Origin of the sequence: Methylorubrum zatmanii (assembly GCF_014845115.1) — a bacterium.
GTDB classification, from domain to species: Bacteria; Pseudomonadota; Alphaproteobacteria; order Rhizobiales; family Beijerinckiaceae; genus Methylobacterium; species Methylobacterium zatmanii.
Genome location: NZ_NKUI01000198.1, coordinates 1 through 14,765, shown reverse-complemented (window position 1 = coordinate 14,765; position 14,765 = coordinate 1). Strand labels below are relative to the sequence as shown.

General features: G+C 73.2%; 13 protein-coding genes and 1 pseudogene. 12 read left to right on the top strand and 2 right to left on the bottom strand.

All coding sequences use genetic code 11. The features are described 5' to 3' along the window. Nucleotides 1-702, bottom strand: a pseudogene (locus MZTS_RS20785) (hypothetical protein); the annotation flags it as partial. 34 nt (nucleotides 703-736) lie between these two features. Between MZTS_RS20785 and MZTS_RS20780 the strand changes: the two are divergent. The 12 genes from MZTS_RS20780 to MZTS_RS20725 all read left to right on the top strand — a co-directional run bounded on the left by MZTS_RS20780 (nucleotide 737) and on the right by MZTS_RS20725 (nucleotide 13,647). Further along, nucleotides 737-1,210: a helix-turn-helix domain-containing protein gene (locus MZTS_RS20780; protein ID WP_153874036.1), complete on the top strand. Its 474-nt coding sequence runs from the start codon at nucleotides 737-739 to the stop codon at nucleotides 1,208-1,210. A gap of 480 nt (nucleotides 1,211-1,690) precedes the next feature. After that, on the top strand, nucleotides 1,691-2,053 hold the full coding sequence (locus tag MZTS_RS20775; protein ID WP_050772664.1) for a hypothetical protein: 363 nt from the start codon (nucleotides 1,691-1,693) through the stop codon (nucleotides 2,051-2,053). A gap of 134 nt (nucleotides 2,054-2,187) precedes the next feature. Further along, the gene (locus MZTS_RS20770; RefSeq protein WP_012752978.1) at nucleotides 2,188-3,537 is read left to right on the top strand and encodes an efflux RND transporter periplasmic adaptor subunit; all 1,350 of its coding nucleotides are present in this window, start codon (nucleotides 2,188-2,190) and stop codon (nucleotides 3,535-3,537) included. Nucleotides 3,538-3,551: 14 nt separating this feature from the next. Beyond that, nucleotides 3,552-6,812 carry an efflux RND transporter permease subunit gene (locus MZTS_RS20765; protein WP_012752979.1) on the top strand — a complete coding sequence of 1,087 codons (3,261 nt, stop codon included), beginning with the start codon at nucleotides 3,552-3,554 and terminating at the stop codon, nucleotides 6,810-6,812. Between the two features lie 64 nt (nucleotides 6,813-6,876). Then, nucleotides 6,877-7,431 carry a hypothetical protein gene (locus MZTS_RS20760; protein WP_012752980.1) on the top strand — a complete coding sequence of 185 codons (555 nt, stop codon included), beginning with the start codon at nucleotides 6,877-6,879 and terminating at the stop codon, nucleotides 7,429-7,431. Between the two features lie 87 nt (nucleotides 7,432-7,518). After that, a complete protein-coding gene (locus tag MZTS_RS20755; RefSeq protein ID WP_012752981.1) occupies nucleotides 7,519-7,857 on the top strand; it encodes a hypothetical protein in 339 nt (112 codons plus the stop codon). Nucleotides 7,858-8,021: 164 nt separating this feature from the next. Then, nucleotides 8,022-8,399 (top strand): hypothetical protein, encoded by a 378-nt coding sequence (locus MZTS_RS20750; protein WP_012752982.1) that lies wholly within the window; start codon nucleotides 8,022-8,024, stop codon nucleotides 8,397-8,399. Between the two features lie 884 nt (nucleotides 8,400-9,283). Then, nucleotides 9,284-9,961, top strand: a complete 678-nt coding sequence (locus MZTS_RS20745; RefSeq protein ID WP_009863996.1) for a Crp/Fnr family transcriptional regulator — start codon at nucleotides 9,284-9,286, stop codon at nucleotides 9,959-9,961. A gap of 162 nt (nucleotides 9,962-10,123) precedes the next feature. After that, nucleotides 10,124-10,510: a hypothetical protein gene (locus tag MZTS_RS20740; protein WP_192285259.1), complete on the top strand. Its 387-nt coding sequence runs from the start codon at nucleotides 10,124-10,126 to the stop codon at nucleotides 10,508-10,510. Between the two features lie 141 nt (nucleotides 10,511-10,651). After that, entirely contained in the window at nucleotides 10,652-12,349 is a 1,698-nt protein-coding gene (locus MZTS_RS20735; RefSeq protein WP_012752984.1) for a TolC family outer membrane protein, read from the top strand. 140 nt (nucleotides 12,350-12,489) lie between these two features. Next, nucleotides 12,490-13,002: an RT0821/Lpp0805 family surface protein gene (locus tag MZTS_RS20730; RefSeq protein WP_066923538.1), complete on the top strand. Its 513-nt coding sequence runs from the start codon at nucleotides 12,490-12,492 to the stop codon at nucleotides 13,000-13,002. Between the two features lie 129 nt (nucleotides 13,003-13,131). Beyond that, nucleotides 13,132-13,647 (top strand): MgtC/SapB family protein, encoded by a 516-nt coding sequence (locus MZTS_RS20725; protein WP_050772665.1) that lies wholly within the window; start codon nucleotides 13,132-13,134, stop codon nucleotides 13,645-13,647. A 19-nt stretch (nucleotides 13,648-13,666) separates the two neighbouring features. On the opposite strand, the gene MZTS_RS20720 is transcribed toward MZTS_RS20725, so the two are convergent. Next, nucleotides 13,667-14,765: class I SAM-dependent methyltransferase (locus MZTS_RS20720; protein ID WP_192285258.1), on the bottom strand; the 1,099-nt coding region annotated here is incomplete at its 5' end.

Genomic DNA, 14,765 nt, shown 5'->3' with positions numbered 1-14,765 from the left:
GTCCGCGCCGCCGCCGGCGGACGGCGCCGGGCCGAGGCTCTCGGCCAGGTCCTGCCGTCGCAACGGGGCGGCGGAGGGGTGCCGGGCGGCGGCCTCGATGGCGGCGATGAGGTGGAGGCCCTGGCAGAGGAGCCGGGACGTGAGGGTGCCCACGACGAGGCCGGCGGCGTCGGACGGGCCGAGGCGCGGCAGCGCGACCGGCAAGGCCCGGATCGCATCGGCCGCGTCGGGAGCGCCGGTTCGGACCGCCGCGCGCATCGAGCGCTCGAAGCGCGCCACGGCGGGCTCGCCGCCGGAGCGGCCGCAGCCGAGCAGCCAGACCGGGGCCGGGGGCCCGGCCTGAACGGGGGGCACGAGGCGCGGGTCGCCCAGCACGGCGGCCGCGAAGTGTTCGTCGAGCGGCGTGGGGCCGACCGGCAGAACGGCCGCGTCGAGATGCGCGCGCAGGGACGGCGCGGCGAGGCACTCGGCGGGCAGGTCGAGGATCAGCCAGCCTTCGCGGTCCCGGGCCGTCGCGGCCTCGCAGGCGGCCTGCACCGCCGCCTCGGCCGAGGCGGCCTGAAGCTCGACAACGCGGACGGCGTCCGGCAACCTCGTGCCGCGAGGCAGCCGCGGCTCGGCCGGCCGGGTGATCCGCGCCAGCGTCGCCGGCCGCCCGGCGGCGGCGGCGAGCGTCGCCACGAGGACAGCATGGGCACTCACGGAACGTCCGTCGGCACCGAAGAACGCAGCGATCATGGCAGACCCCCAGCATGCACGCCCGAAGCCGTCCGCGGACACCAAGTCCACCGACAGCCACGAAACCGTCTCGTCTGAAATCGAATGGAATTATATCATTGGTATAAAGCTTTTTCAATGCGGAGAGCCGTACCATGACCTGCTGCTGTTCCCGAAGGTTAATGCTTATCCACCGGAAAAACCGGTGCCGGGGTACCTGTGCCAAGCGGCGCGCGCCCTCCTCGGGCTCTCGCAATCCGATCTGCGCGAGCTGTCGATGGTGTCGAAGAAGAGCATCAACGATTACGAGAACGCGTTCTCCGACCTCAGCGAGGGATTGGCCCTGCGGCTCCGGCAGGCCCTGGAAGGGCAGGGCGCCCGCTTCGTGCACGGGGACGGGGCCACGGGCGTCGTGACGGGGATGGCGCGGTCCGAGCTCGACCGAAGGTCGCGCTCGCCCCGCAAGAACGAGGCGCCCTCCGACCGCCCGTGAGGCCCCGGGGCCGGGCCGCCTCAGCCCTTCGGCCACGGGCGGCGTCCGGCGGGGTCCGGTCGACGCGCCTCGGTCATCCCGCGGCCAATCCGTCCCGGGGTCCCGCCGGCGGCCCTGGTGAGCGCATCGCGGGCCCGAGCCGGGGCGGCGTCCGGCCGGTGCGCCCGCGGCCCGGCGCCGGGGTGCCCGCCGGTGAGGGTACCGCCGGGAGCGGGGCATGCCGCCACGGCCGGCGGTGCCTCCGTTCGAGGCCGCGGCGAACCCGGCCTCCCGAAACCATGACGCCCGCCCTGCGGGCCGCGGGACCGCCATGATGCCGGACGGCGGCCAGGGCCGCCGCGGGCACCACGTCTCTCATCGTCGCGACGACGATTGGCGGGCGGCGTACGGAGACACCGCCTGGGATCCGACGCCGCACCGCGACGAACCCGATTGTATCCGCGGCCTCGAATCGCCATAAGGACGGGGATGACCCTCGGGATGCGGCAGAAGAGCTTCGACGCCGGGCGTGGCTGGTCGGTGACCGCCCTGCGCCTGCTCGCGCTCGTGCTCGTCCTGCTCATCGCCGCTCCCGACCTGGGCCTGGCAGCCGATTTCGCGTACCACGGCAAGGCACCTGCCGGGACGGAACTCTCGGTGGTCGCGCCGGCCGACGGCTCCGCGACCGACACGTCCGATCCGGGCGTGACCTGTCACGTGCATTGCAGCTGCCACCAGGCCATCACCGCGGACGCCGCTCCCGCGACGGCGCCCGCGGCGGCTGCCCAGCCCAACCGGTCCCGGTCCGTCGGCGCGCTCGCGTCGACCTGGCCGGACCGGCTGTCGAGGCCTCCTCGCGCCTGAGGTGACCGCGCCACCGAGGTGGCACGGGCCGCCCGGCGATCCGCCGGGCCAGTCGATCACCTTACGTGAACATGCGGGATCGACCGTCACCGCCGCGCAGGCGGGCAAGCGGCGTCCCGGTCGAGTCAGGCTCAATGCGCATTCTCCTGTCCGTGGTCATCCTGGCCACCGGCATCGCCATCGGCGGTGCCGTTCCCCGCGTGTCCGAATTCGTCCAGGACGCCCTCGCCTCGGTCGGGGTCCCGAGGATCCACCCGGCGCCCGCCGCCGGTCAGCCCTCCTCCGAGACCGACGTCCCGGAGCCCGCGGGCGAGCATCCCCGCCCGCGAGGGGCGAAGCCGGAGACCGGGCCTGCGACCGCCAAGCATCCGCACGGGGAGGGTGGGGGAGAGGCCGAGCCGACCGTGATCAAGATGCAGCCCGAGCAGGTTTCCGGGCAGGACATCACGGTCGTGACGGTGGAGGGGGGCACGCTCGCGCGCCACCTTCTCGTTCCCGGCACCATCGCGCCGGACGCCGACCGGATCGCCCGGGTGCCCGCGCGCGTGGTCGGGATTGTGGCCGAGATGCGCAAGCGCCTGGGCGAGGAGGTTGTGAAGGGTGAGGTCGTCGCGGTGCTCGACAGCCGCGAGGTCGCGGACGCCAAGAGCGAGTATCTCACCGCCTCAGTGAAGGCAGAGCTTGAGAAGACCAATTTCGATCGGCAGCAGGCGCTTTGGGAAAAGCGCATCTCGGCCGAATCGGCCTTCCTCAATGCCAAGGCCGTCTATTCGGAGGCGCAGCTTCGCGTCGACCTCGCCCGGCAGAAGCTCTCCGCCCTCGGCCTCAACGCCGCCGAGGTGGCGAGCGCGGCCAAACGGGACGAGACCACGCCCAACACCTCGACGCTGCGCCGCTACGAATTGCGCTCACCGCTGAGCGGGCGCGTGGTTGAGCGCAAGGTCGACCTCGGCACCGACGTCGGCGGTCAGGGCGACCCGGACGACCTGTATACGGTCGCAGACCTGTCCACCGTCTGGATCGAACTGGCGGTGCCAACCACCGAACTGGCCAAGGTCAAGGAAGGCGCGCGGGTCCTGGTCACCCCGAGCCAGGGCGACGCCGACAAGCAGGCCGAAGGCAAGGTGATCTTCGTCAGCCCGATCCTGAACCCGGACACACGCTCCGCCCGCGTCATCGTCGGGCTGCCGAACCGGGACATGGCCTGGCGGCCCGGAACCTTCGTCACCGCCGAGGTCGAGGTCGGCCAGGATGCGGTCAAGGTGCGGGTTCCGAAGGCCGCGATCCAGACCGTCGCCGGCGAGAAGGTCGTCTTCGTGCGCACGGCCACCGGTTTCGAGAAGCGCGAGATCGAGCTCGGGCGCTCCGACGACGATGCTTACGAGGTCGTCTCGGGCCTGAGGCCGGGCGACGAGATCGCGGTCGCCAACTCCTTCCTCCTCAAGGCTGAGCTCGGCAAGGCCGCGACCGGCGACAACGACTGAGCGAGAGCCCGCCCATGATCTCCCGCATCCTCGACTTCTCGGTCCACCAGCGCTGGCTGGTGCTGCTGCTGTCGCTGCTGGCCGCCGGCTTCGGCGGCTACGCCCTGACCAAGCTGCCCATCGACGCGGTCCCCGACATCACCAACAACCAGGTGCAGATCAACACGGTCGCGCCCTCGCTCTCGCCAATCGACATCGAGAAGCAGGTCACCTACCCGGTCGAGACCGCGCTCGCCGGGATCAAGGGCCTCGAATACACCCGGTCCTTATCGCGAAATGGCTTCTCGCAGGTCACCGCGGTCTTCGCGGAGAAGCTCGACATCTACTTCGCCCGCCAGCAGGTCGCCGAGCGCCTGTCCCAGGTCAAGCAGGACCTGCCGCCCGACGCCGAGCCCCGCATGGGCCCGATCTCGACGGGCCTCGGCGAGATCTACATGTGGTCGATCCACTACGCGAAGCCGGACGAGCGGACGGTGTCGCCTGCGGGCAAGCCGGGCTGGCAACCGGACGGCAGCTACCTGACCCCGGAAGGCCAGCGGCTCAGGACGGAGCTGGAGCGGGCCGCGTACCTGCGCACGGTGCAGGACTGGATCATCCGGCCCCAGATCAAGACCGTGCCGGGCGTGGCCGGCGTCGACGGCATCGGCGGCTTCGAGAAGCAGTACCACGTCCAGCCGGACCCGACGAAGCTCACCGCCCTCGACCTCTCCTTCTCCGACGTGGCGCGGGCCTTGGAGGCCAACAACGCCAACCAGGGCGCCCGCTACCTGGAGGACAACGGCGAGGGCTACGTCGTGCGCGCGGCCGGGCGCCTGGAGAGCATGGGGGAGATCGAGAACGTCCTCGTCACCACCCGCGGCGGCGTGCCGGTGCGGATCAAGGACATCGCCGAGGTCCGGATCGGGCGCGACCTGCGCACGGGCTCGGCCAGCGAGGACGGGCAGGAGGTCGTCGTCGGCACCGCGCTGATGCTGATCGGCGAGAACAGCCGCACGGTCGCGGCCGCGGTCGACGCCAAGATGACGGAGATCCGCAAGTCGCTTCCGCCCGGCGTCGAGGTCCAGACGGTCCTCAACCGGACGCTCCTGGTCGAGGCCACCATCAGGACCGTGGCCAAGAACCTCGCGGAGGGCGCGGCCCTCGTCATCGTCATCCTGTTCCTGCTGCTCGGCAACATCCGGGCCGCCATCATCACGGCGCTGGTCATCCCCGTCGCCATGCTGATGACCATGACCGGCATGGTCGAGGCGAAAATCTCGGCCAACCTGATGAGCCTCGGCGCCCTCGACTTCGGCCTCATCGTCGACGGGGCGGTCATCATCACCGAGAACGCCCTGCGTCATCTCGCCGAGAAGCAGCACGGTCTCGGTCGCACCCTCGACACCGAGGAGCGCCTCGCCACGGTGCGGGCCTCGGCCGAGGAGATGATCAAGCCGTCCCTCTACGGGCAGGCGATCATCATCCTCGTCTACGTGCCGCTCCTCACCTTCACGGGCGTCGAGGGCAAGATGTTCGAGCCGATGGCGCTGACCGTGATCATCGCGCTGGCCGCCGCCTTCGTCCTGTCGCTGACCTTCGTGCCGGCCCTGATCGCCATCGTGATCACCGGGCGCGTCACCGAGAAGGACAATGTCATCATCCGCGCCCTCAAATGGGCCTATCGGCCCGTGCTGGCCGGGGCGGTGCGGGCGCCGATGGTGTTCATCGTCGCGGCGTTGCTGCTGCTGGCCGGGGCCGGCCTGCTCTTCACCCGGCTCGGCGCCGAGTTCATCCCGACGCTCGACGAGAAGAGCATCGCCATGAACGCGCTGCGCATCCCCTCGACTTCGCTGTCGCAGTCGCAGGCGATGCAGCTCAAGATCGAGCAGGCGATCCGCCGCTTCCCGCAGGTCGCCTACGTCTTCTCGAAGACCGGCACCGCCGAGGTCGCGTCCGACCCGATGCCGCAGAACTCCTCGGACACCTTCGTGATCCTGAAGCCCCAGGAGGAGTGGCCGGACCCGGACCTGTCCAAGGCCGAGCTCCAGGAGAAGATCGAGAAGGCGGTCGGCGCCCTGGCCGGGAACGTGTTCGAGTTCTCCCAGCCGATCCAGCTGCGCTTCAACGAGCTGCTGGCGGGCGCCCGCGGCGACCTCGCCGTGAAGGTGTTCGGCGAGGAGTTCGGGCCGATGACGAAGGCGGCCGACCAGATCGCCGAGATCCTGCGGGGCATCGACGGGGCCGAGGACGTCAAGGTCGAGCAGACGGCGGGCCTGCCCTTCCTGGAGATCAAGATCAACAAGGCGGAAGCGGCGCGGCTGGGGCTCAGCACCGGCGCCGTCCAGGAGGTCATCGGGGCGGCCATCGGCGGCAAGGACGCCGGGCTGGTGTTCGAGGGCGACCGCCGCTTTCCCATCGTCGTGCGCCTCAGCGACAAGGTGCGCGAGAACCGGGAGGCGTTGGAGAACATCCCGGTGCCGCTGCCGCCCGGCCCGAACGGGCGCGCCGCGTCGGTCCTCCTGAAGCAGGTCGCGAGTTTTTCCGTCGCGGAAGGGCCGAACCAGGTCTCGCGCGAGAACGGCCGGCGCCGGGTGGTCGTGACCGCGAACGTCCGCGGGCGCGACATCGGCTCGCTCGTCGCCGAGGCGCAGGCCAAGGTCGCGAGCCAGGTGCGGCTGCCCTCGGGCTACGACGTGACCTGGGGCGGCCAGTTCGAGAACCTCGCCTCGGCCCGCAAGCGCCTGATGATCGTGGTGCCGGTCTGCTTCGCCCTGATCTTCCTGCTGCTCTACTCGGCGCTGGGCTCGCCCCGGGACGCGCTGCTGGTGTTCAGCGCCGTGCCGCTGGCGCTGACCGGCGGCATCGCGGCCCTGTGGCTGCGGGGCATGCCGTTCTCGGTGCCGGCGGCGGTGGGCTTCATCGCGCTCTCGGGCGTGGCGGTCCTGAACGGCTTGGTGATGCTGACCTTCATCAAGCAGCTCGTCGCGGAAGGGCGGCCGCGGCGCGAGGCGATCCTGGAGGGCGCCATGACCCGGCTGCGGCCGGTGGCGATGACGGCGCTGGTCGCCTCGCTCGGGTTCGTGCCGATGGCGCTCGCGACCGAGACCGGAGCCGAGGTGCAGCGGCCGCTCGCGACCGTGGTCATCGGCGGCCTGATCAGCGCCACCTTGCTGACCCTGGTCGTCCTGCCGGCCCTGTACGCGCGCTTCGGCGGCGAGGAGGTCGCGCGCTCCCCGCGCCGGGCCGAGGAGGCTTCGGCCGGCGCGCGGGCGCGGCTCCGGCAGGCGGCCGAGTGACCCGGGCCATGCATCCCCGGACCGGCGAGGCGCGGTCGCGACGGACCCGAGGGGGAGCCCCGTGATGCGGACGTTTCGTCGTGCGCTCGCCACCGCGTTCCTGGGGGCGGCCGGCATCCCGGGGGCGCTTGCCGGGGAGGCACCCTTCGGCCTGCGTTGGGGTCCGCTGACGTCCGTGCCGAAACCGTCCATGGCGGATCGGGAGGGGAACGTCACGGCCCTGTTCTATTTCCAGGGCCGGGCGCCGGCCTCCGGGCCCGATACCGAGCAGGTCGTCCTGGAGGTCTGCGGGGACGAGGGTCTGCAGCAGGTCATCTGGTTCAGCCGCCCCTTCGCGGAGGCCGAGCTCGTGCCGGCCTACGCGGCGATCTACCGGGAGGGGGTGCGGCGCTACGGCGAGCCGCAGGAGGCCGGGCTGCCGAACGCCGTGACGTGGCCGGCGGGGCGCACGCTCCTGGCGGTCCGCCCCGCCGAAGGCGGCGGAAAACGCATCGTCATGGTCGCCGCGGGCGAGCTCTACGAGAAATGCTCGTCGGCGCACGAGGCGGCGACCGGCCACCCCGCCGCCCGCCATACCTCCGACCTGCTCGAATCCCGGGACCGCCGGATGGCGCCATGACCACCCACCGGCCGGCGTTCGACGGCGCTGGCTCCGGCTCATCCTACGAAACTGGAGCGACGGGGAGCATCGATGCGACGAACAGTGATGGTGGCCCTCGGCGTCATGGTCGTGATGTCCGCGCAGGCAGGATCGACGGCCAAGATCGTCGGCATCGGCGCCCAGACCTGCGCAGCGTTCAACCAGGAGATCTCCGCGAACCAAGCTGCCGAGCTGTACTTCTTCGCCTGGGCGCAAGGTTTCATGAGCGGAGCGCTGATTCGTGCGCCGGCAGGAATCGATGAAGACCTGGACCTGACACCGCCGTCCGTCCCGCTTCAGGCCCAAGTCCATTTCCTGCGCACCTTCTGCGCCAAGAACCCGGGTCAGGACTACATGGATGCCGTCAGGGCTCTCTACCATCGACTGCGCGGCCCCGGGATCTAGCCGGGTTCGGCACCGGGCCGGTCGGGGCGGTGCAGCGGCCACGCCGCTGCGGGCAATCCGGGGATCCGGGCCGCCGAAGGCGGCGAGCGCAACGGCCGGCGCCCATCCGCGGCCGGGCCATGCGCGGGCGTCGGTCGGACCGGCACGGGCGGGGAGGGATCGTGATGATCGGCTGGAGGAGGTTCGCGTGTGCCTGGGGGCTGGCCACCGGCGTGACGGGCTGCCTGCACGTGCCCGATGTTCCGGGCTACGCGACGGTCCCGTTCACCCTGCATCTCCCGTCGGGGGAGCGCCTCACGGGCAGCGTGACCACCCGGCTGCTGCGGCGCGAGTTCTACGCGACCGACGGGCGGACGACCTGCAGCGGCCTGTTTCATCCGTCCGGGGCGGGGCTGCCGGCATCCGTCGGGGCAAATTGCTCCAATGGCCAGCGCGGCACCGGGTCGGCCGACGGGACGAGCTCGTTCGCCGGGTCCGGAACGCTGAGGATGGACGGCGGCTCCGCCACGTTCCGGTACGGAGAGGCGATCCAGGGAGGGTAACGGCCCGCGGGATCGGAGCCCTGCCCCCGGAACGCACGGACGCCGACGCGGCCTCGCGCCCGCGCGGGACGGGCGTTCGGAGAGGCGTCGGACCGATCCGCCGGGGCGGTCCGGTGGGCCGGGTCGGTCCCGGCGCGGTTCGCGACGAGCGCGTCGCAATCCGGGGTCGCGTCCCAGCCCTTGCGCCGGCGCAGGCCGGCCCCGCTCGCGTCAGCGTTCCGGACGGCGGCGTCGCCGCGCGGGCCGGCGCGGAGCGCGCCGCCGGCGCTCGCCCCGCCGAAGTCGCGGCCGGTCCTGGCCCCGCTCCGGTCGGCTCCGCGCGGGTTCGCCCCCGGACCTGCGGACCGAAGAAACGCGCGCCGACGAGCTTCGCCCCGCCCAGGTCGGCCGTCTTGAGCCCGGCCTGGTCGGGGGCCGCGACGCGGAGACCGCCCCCCCGCGGCAGGACCCTGTTCAAGCGGGACGGGCGCAGGTTCGCGCGCCTGAGGTCCAGGCCGGACAGGCGCCCGTCCGAGAGGCTGAGCGGCTTGCCGGCCGCCCGGGCGATCGTCGCCTCGATAGCGGCGCGGGCCGTCCCCGCCTGCGTCATGTCCGGCATCGTCCGGCCGAGGGGGCGGAGCAGGTCGCCCGCGGCCGACGCCGGACCCCGGGCGACGACGGCCGAGAACGGGAGGGCCGCGTGCCTGCGTATGGGTGTCCCCGCGGTTCCCGGCGAACGGGCTCGGGCCCCGCGCACCGCCGGAATCGGCACCGCCGCGCGCCCGCGCGGCTCAATCCGAACGCGGGCGGCATCGGTCGTTTGTGCCCGCGCTCATCGACGCCGGCCTGTCCCGGAACGTCCCCGGCGCCCGACCGGCGCGCCGCGGAGCTGAAGGTCATCGCGCATGTCTCACGCCGACCGCGTCGAGCGCTGGTTCGAGCAGTTTCCCGTGCTCGGGACGCTTCCGGCCGACCACCGGCACATCCTGCGCGGCGCCGTGCGCTTTCCCGTGCTGGAGGCGGGAGCGACCGCCTACGAGCTGGGAGGCGAGTGCGCGAACTACCTGATGTGCATCGAGGGCCGGACACGCGTCTTCCGGATCTCCGCGGGCGGCCGCGAGATGCTGATCTACCGGGTGGGTCCCCGGGGGACCTGCGTCCTCACGACCCAGTGCCTGCTCGCCGGCGGCACCTTCCCGGCCGAGAGCGTCGCGGAGCAGCGCACGGTGCTGGCGGCGCTTCCGGCGGAGACCTTCCGGCACCTCATGGCGGCCTCGGCCGCGTTCCGCGCCTTCGTCCTCGACGATTACGCCAAGCTCATGGCCGTCCTGTTCGGGCTCCTCGACGAGATCGCCTTCACGCCCCTTGAGGAGCGCCTCGCCCGGCACCTGCTCGCCCAAGCGGACCAGCACGGAAGGGTGACCGCGACGCACCGGCAGATCGCGGCCGACCTCGGCACCGTGCGCGAGGTCGTCAGCCGGCATCTCGCCGGCTGGGAGCGCGCGGGATGGATCCGGGTCCTGCGCGGGCAGGTCGAGATCCGCGACCGCATCGCCCTGGCCGGACATCGGCTCCGCCCCTGAGGCCGGGCCGGACCCCGGCGAAGCGCGAAACCCTCCGCGCGAGGAGGGTCCTGCGACGGGTCGCGCCGCCGGCGCGCGGGAACGATCGGGCTCCTCGGACGCTGGCCTCCCCCACCTCCGCGAGACCTTGCGCCGGGCGGCGCGCCCCCGTAAGCATGGCGTATGGTCAGGCTTCGGCAGCGGTGGGACGGGTACGCGTCCGGCGTTTGGCGCCGCGCCCTGGTTTGCCTGCTCGCCTTCGCCCTGACCGTCTCCCTGGTGGACCCGGCCCTGACCGCGCCCGCGTCGCCGGACGAGGAAGCCGGCGGGCCCGGCATCGTCATCGTGCTCGATGCCATCTCCGGGGCGCCCGCCGCGGACGAGCCGGCGGACCGCGGCCTTGCGGGGCCTGGCCGTTGCAGCGCGCACTGCCCCTGCCATGCCGTCATCCGGCCGGAGAGCCCGGTCGTGACGCCCCTGCGCATCGCCAGGCCGCCCGAATTCACCCTCGGCACCGCCCGCCTCTCCTCCGTGGCATCGACGCCCCCGAGCGAGCCCCCGCGCGCCTGACCCGCCGGCCGCCGCATGCCGCGGCGGCAACCCGGGTTGCATGGTCATCCCCAGGCCCGGAAGGGAAGGCGCCCGCCCTGCGCGGCGCGGGTCCCGTCGATGCGACGGGGCGGCATGTGGCAGCATCTCGCAGGGTGGGCGATGCCCGTTCCCCTCATCATCGACCCCGAACCGGCGGTCTTCCCGGGCGCGGCGCCGCGTGCCGGCGCGTTCCCGCTCGCTCGTGCGGGCCAGGCCTCGGCGCTCGCCGCGGGTCGGGGACGCCGCGCAGCCGAGCCTCGGCAGGGCGGTACGCCGGAGCCGTCGCGCGGGTCGGATCCGGCCGGGCCATGGTCCGCCGCGGCGGTCCGCCCCGCCCGGGCGCCCAGACCCGCAGGTTCACCGGGTCGTGCCGGCGCCGAAACCTCCGCCCGGCCAGGGGCGCACGGTGCCCGCCGGCCTTCCTCCCCGTCGCCGAGCGCCCGATCGCGGCGGACCCGCGCGGCCTGCAGCCTGTGCGCCGCGCTCCTTCTGGCCGGCGCCACCGGGGGCGCGCGGGCCGAGACCCTGGAGGGTGCCCTCGCGCGCGCCTTCCGCGCGAACCCGGAGCTGAACGCCGCCCGGGCGGGCCTGCGCGCGACGGACGAGGAGATCGTGCAGGCCCGGGCGGGCTACCGCCCCACGATCCGCCTCGACGCCGACATCGGGGTCGAGCGACAGAAGGGCGTCGAGGGCGGGGAACGCTTCGCGCGGACCGCCCTGCCGGGCGGCGCCGGCCTGACCGTCAACCAGACGCTGTTCAACGGTTTCCAGACCGACAACAACACCCGGCGCGCGGAATCGACCGTGCTCGGCCAGCGCGAGAGCCTGCGCCTCACCGAGACGACGACCCTGTTCAGTGCGGTCCAGTCCTACATGGACGTGCTTCAGAATACCGCGACGCTGGAGCTGAACCGCAACAACGTCGCCGTCCTGCAGGAGCAGCTCCGCCAGACGGCCTTCCGCTTCCAGGTCGGCGCGTTGACCCGGACCGACGTCGCCCAGGCGGAGGCGCGCCTCGCGCTCGCCCGCTCGCAGGTGAGCGCGGCGGAGTCGCAGCTGGGCGCCAGCATCGGCATCTATCGCCGGGTCATCGGCGTGGAGCCGCGCCAGCTCTCGCCGGGCCGCCCGCTTGACCGCCCCGTGCCGGGCAACCTCGACGCCGCGGTCGAGATCGGCCTCAAGGAAAACCCGCAGATCGCCTCGGCGCTGCACGCGGTCGATGCCGCCGAGGCGCAGGTGAAGGTGCTGGAGGGCCGGCTCTACCCGCAGGTCGGCCTGACCGGCCAGGTCGCCCAGCGCTACGACCAGGAGCAGCCCGGCGACAACGGCCGCACCGCCTCGATCGTGGGCCGCATCACGGTCCCGATCTATCAAGGCGGATCGGAATACGCGCAGATCCGGCAGGCCAAGGAGCTCGTGGGCCAGACGCGCCTGCAGGTCGAGTTCCTGCGCGACCAGATCCGCGCCGCCGTGGTCTCGGCCTGGGGCCAGCTGGAGGCCGCCAAGGCCCAGGTCATCGCCTCGCAGGCGCAGGTCCAGGCGAACGAGGTCGCGCTCGACGGGGTGCGCGAGGAGGCCCGCGTCGGCCAGCGCACCACCCTCGACGTGCTGAACGCGCAGCAGGAGCTCCTGAACGCCCGCGTGCAGCTGATCCAGGCCCAGCGCAACCGCGTGGTGTTCTCCTACGGCGTCGTGCAGCAGATCGGGCGCCTGACCGCCCGCTTCATCGCGGTGCCGGTGGCGGCCTACAGCCCGAAGACGCACTTCGATCAGGTCAAGGACCTCTGGTCCGGCGTGCGCACACCGGATGGCCGCTGATGGGACGGAAGACCTTCCGCCGCCAGGTCCGCGCCCCGGGGCCGCCCGCTCATCCCTGGCCGGGGCTGCCGGGCGGTCCGGGACCGCCGGCGCGCCCCGACCCGCCCCCGCCTTCGCCAGACACCGCCGAGCGCACCGTCATGTCCCATCCCCGGCTCCGGCCAACCGCACGTCCCCTGTCCCGCGCCGGCGCCGCGCTCCTGATCCTGGCGCTGCCGGCCTGCGCGATCTCGCTGCCGATCTCCCGGCCTGCCGACGGTTCTCCCGGCGTGCCGGGGCAGGACCCGAAGCGCACGGCGCCCCTGGCGTTCCCGGGGCTCGACCCGGAGGATTGGCGCCGGGCGCGCGGCATCCTCGGCCTCGCGTTGGAACCCAGCGGGAACGGCCTGCGCATCCGGTGGGACAACCCGGCGAGCGGGCGGAAGGGCAGCGTCGTGCCGACCGCCGCGCCGGTCGTACGCGCGGGGCGGATCTGCCGCGCCTTCCTGGCCACCGTGGAAGAGGCGCAGCGCACCGCCAGGATCCGCGGCACGGCCTGCCAGAACGTCGGCGACGACTGGGAGGTGACGGAACTCGACCCCGGGAGCAGCGCGCCGGACCGTCAGGGCGTAACGAGGCGCGACGCCGAGCCGACCGGACCCCGCTCGCCCTGATGCGGGCCGCTCCGGGAAGGTTCCGTCAGGCGCGAGGATCACCGTCGGCGCGCCGCTGGCGGCCCGCCTCGGAACGGCGGCACGACGCGCGGACGGACCATCGGGGCGTTCTCACACCGGCGAGGGATCATGGGTTCGTACTGGGGCATCTGGGGAGACCTTCCCAACCACTTGGTGCGGCTGGGCCTCGCCTTCGCGTTCGCATTCCCGCTCGGCTGGAACCGCGAGCGCGAGGCGCGCAGCGCCGGATTGCGCACCTTCCCCATCGTCGCCATCGCCAGCTGCGGCTTCATCCTGCTCGCCAGCGAGCTCCTCGGCGCGCGCACGCCGGAGCAGGCGCGCATCCTCCAGGGACTCATCACCGGCATCGGCTTCATCGGCGGTGGCGCCATCCTGAAGGGGGGCGACAACGTGCACGGCACCGCGACCGCGGCGAGCCTGTGGAACGTGGGCGTGATCGGGGCGGCCGTCGGCTTCGGCTACTACGACCTTGGCCTCATCCCGGCCCTGTCCAACTTCCTGGTCCTCGCCCTCCTGACGCCCTTGAAGCGCAAGCCGCGGACCGCCGCGTCGCAGGACCGGGGCGCCGGCACCGAGCCGGGGGGAGGGCCGGCCGGCACGGGCGGGGCCGGGCACAGCGAATGATGCCCCCCGGGATCGGAAGTCAGCGCGAACCGGTCCGGCCCTGGCGCGCCTGCCGCGCCCAGATCCGATAGGTGCCGCCGAAGGTGTCGGGATGGCGGGTCTCGAAACCGTGCCACGCCGCCGGCGAGCGCGCCGCGGCCGGGTCCGGATGCTCGGCCGCGAACCGGGTCCGGTCCGACGGGCGTTCGGGCTCCAGGCCCAAAAATTCCAGCCCGCAGGCCTCCAGCATCGCGCCGATCCCGGGCAGCGTGAAACGGTGCTCCTCGACGTGGAAGATGAGGTCGCGGCATTCCGACAGGGTCCAGAAGTCGGAGGCGGGGCTGAGCAGCATGCCGAGGTCCGGCTGCGCCACGGCCCCGGCCATGACGGCACGCCGGCCCGCCCGCACGCCGGCCGGGGTCGGCGCGAGCGCGCGCTCCGCGACCAGGGCGCGCCCCGCGACGACGCTGGCGCGCGCGATCTCGCTGTAGAGCCCGAGGAAGAGCAGGCCGCCCGGCGCGAGCAGCCCCGAGAGGACGCGCAAGCCCTGCAAGGGCTCGCGCATGTGGTGGAGCACGCCGAAGCTCTCGATCAGGTCGAAGCGCTCGCCCAGGTTGGCGAGGTCGAGGATGTCGGCCTGCAGGTGCCGGACCGACCCGATCCCGTATTCCGCCAGCTTGCGCATGCCGTAGGCCAGGCTGCTGCGGCTCAGGTCGACCGCGAGCACCGAGGCGTCCGCGACCGACTGCACGAGCCGCATGGTCTGGATGCCGGTCCCGCACCCCGCGACGAGGACGCGTGGCCGCTCGACCGCCGGCATCTCGTCCGCGCCGAGGTGCGGCAGCGCGAGGTGGACCCGCTCGCGCAAGGGACGCGGGGTCCCGAGCAGGGCGCGCGACCAGCGCGGATAGGGGTTCTCCTCGTACTGGGCCTGGACCAGGAGGGACACGGCGTCGCGCACCGGCCTGAGCGGGACCAGGCTGTCCGCGAGGGCGCGCTCCTGGGCCGGCTCCTCGACCTGCTCGCGCACGAGGGCGCGCAGGGCGGGCGGGGACTTGGCGAGGTCGAGGCGGGCCGCGGCCGGCGCGTGGAGAGGGGGGCGGTGGGCGGTGTCGGGGGCCCCCGCCCCGCACCACGCC

Coding starts and splice junctions, on each gene's coding strand:
- MZTS_RS20735 (WP_012752984.1), top strand. CDS start 10,652: ATGCCCGTTCCCCTCATCATCGACCCCGAACCGGCGGTCTTCCCGGGC.
- MZTS_RS20725 (WP_050772665.1), top strand. CDS start 13,132: ATGGGTTCGTACTGGGGCATCTGGGGAGACCTTCCCAACCACTTGGTG.
- MZTS_RS20770 (WP_012752978.1), top strand. CDS start 2,188: ATGCGCATTCTCCTGTCCGTGGTCATCCTGGCCACCGGCATCGCCATC.
- MZTS_RS20730 (WP_066923538.1), top strand. CDS start 12,490: ATGTCCCATCCCCGGCTCCGGCCAACCGCACGTCCCCTGTCCCGCGCC.
- MZTS_RS20780 (WP_153874036.1), top strand. CDS start 737: ATGGCAGACCCCCAGCATGCACGCCCGAAGCCGTCCGCGGACACCAAG.
- MZTS_RS20740 (WP_192285259.1), top strand. CDS start 10,124: ATGGTCAGGCTTCGGCAGCGGTGGGACGGGTACGCGTCCGGCGTTTGG.
- MZTS_RS20755 (WP_012752981.1), top strand. CDS start 7,519: ATGGTGGCCCTCGGCGTCATGGTCGTGATGTCCGCGCAGGCAGGATCG.
- MZTS_RS20750 (WP_012752982.1), top strand. CDS start 8,022: ATGATCGGCTGGAGGAGGTTCGCGTGTGCCTGGGGGCTGGCCACCGGC.
- MZTS_RS20760 (WP_012752980.1), top strand. CDS start 6,877: ATGCGGACGTTTCGTCGTGCGCTCGCCACCGCGTTCCTGGGGGCGGCC.
- MZTS_RS20775 (WP_050772664.1), top strand. CDS start 1,691: ATGCGGCAGAAGAGCTTCGACGCCGGGCGTGGCTGGTCGGTGACCGCC.
- MZTS_RS20765 (WP_012752979.1), top strand. CDS start 3,552: ATGATCTCCCGCATCCTCGACTTCTCGGTCCACCAGCGCTGGCTGGTG.
- MZTS_RS20745 (WP_009863996.1), top strand. CDS start 9,284: ATGTCTCACGCCGACCGCGTCGAGCGCTGGTTCGAGCAGTTTCCCGTG.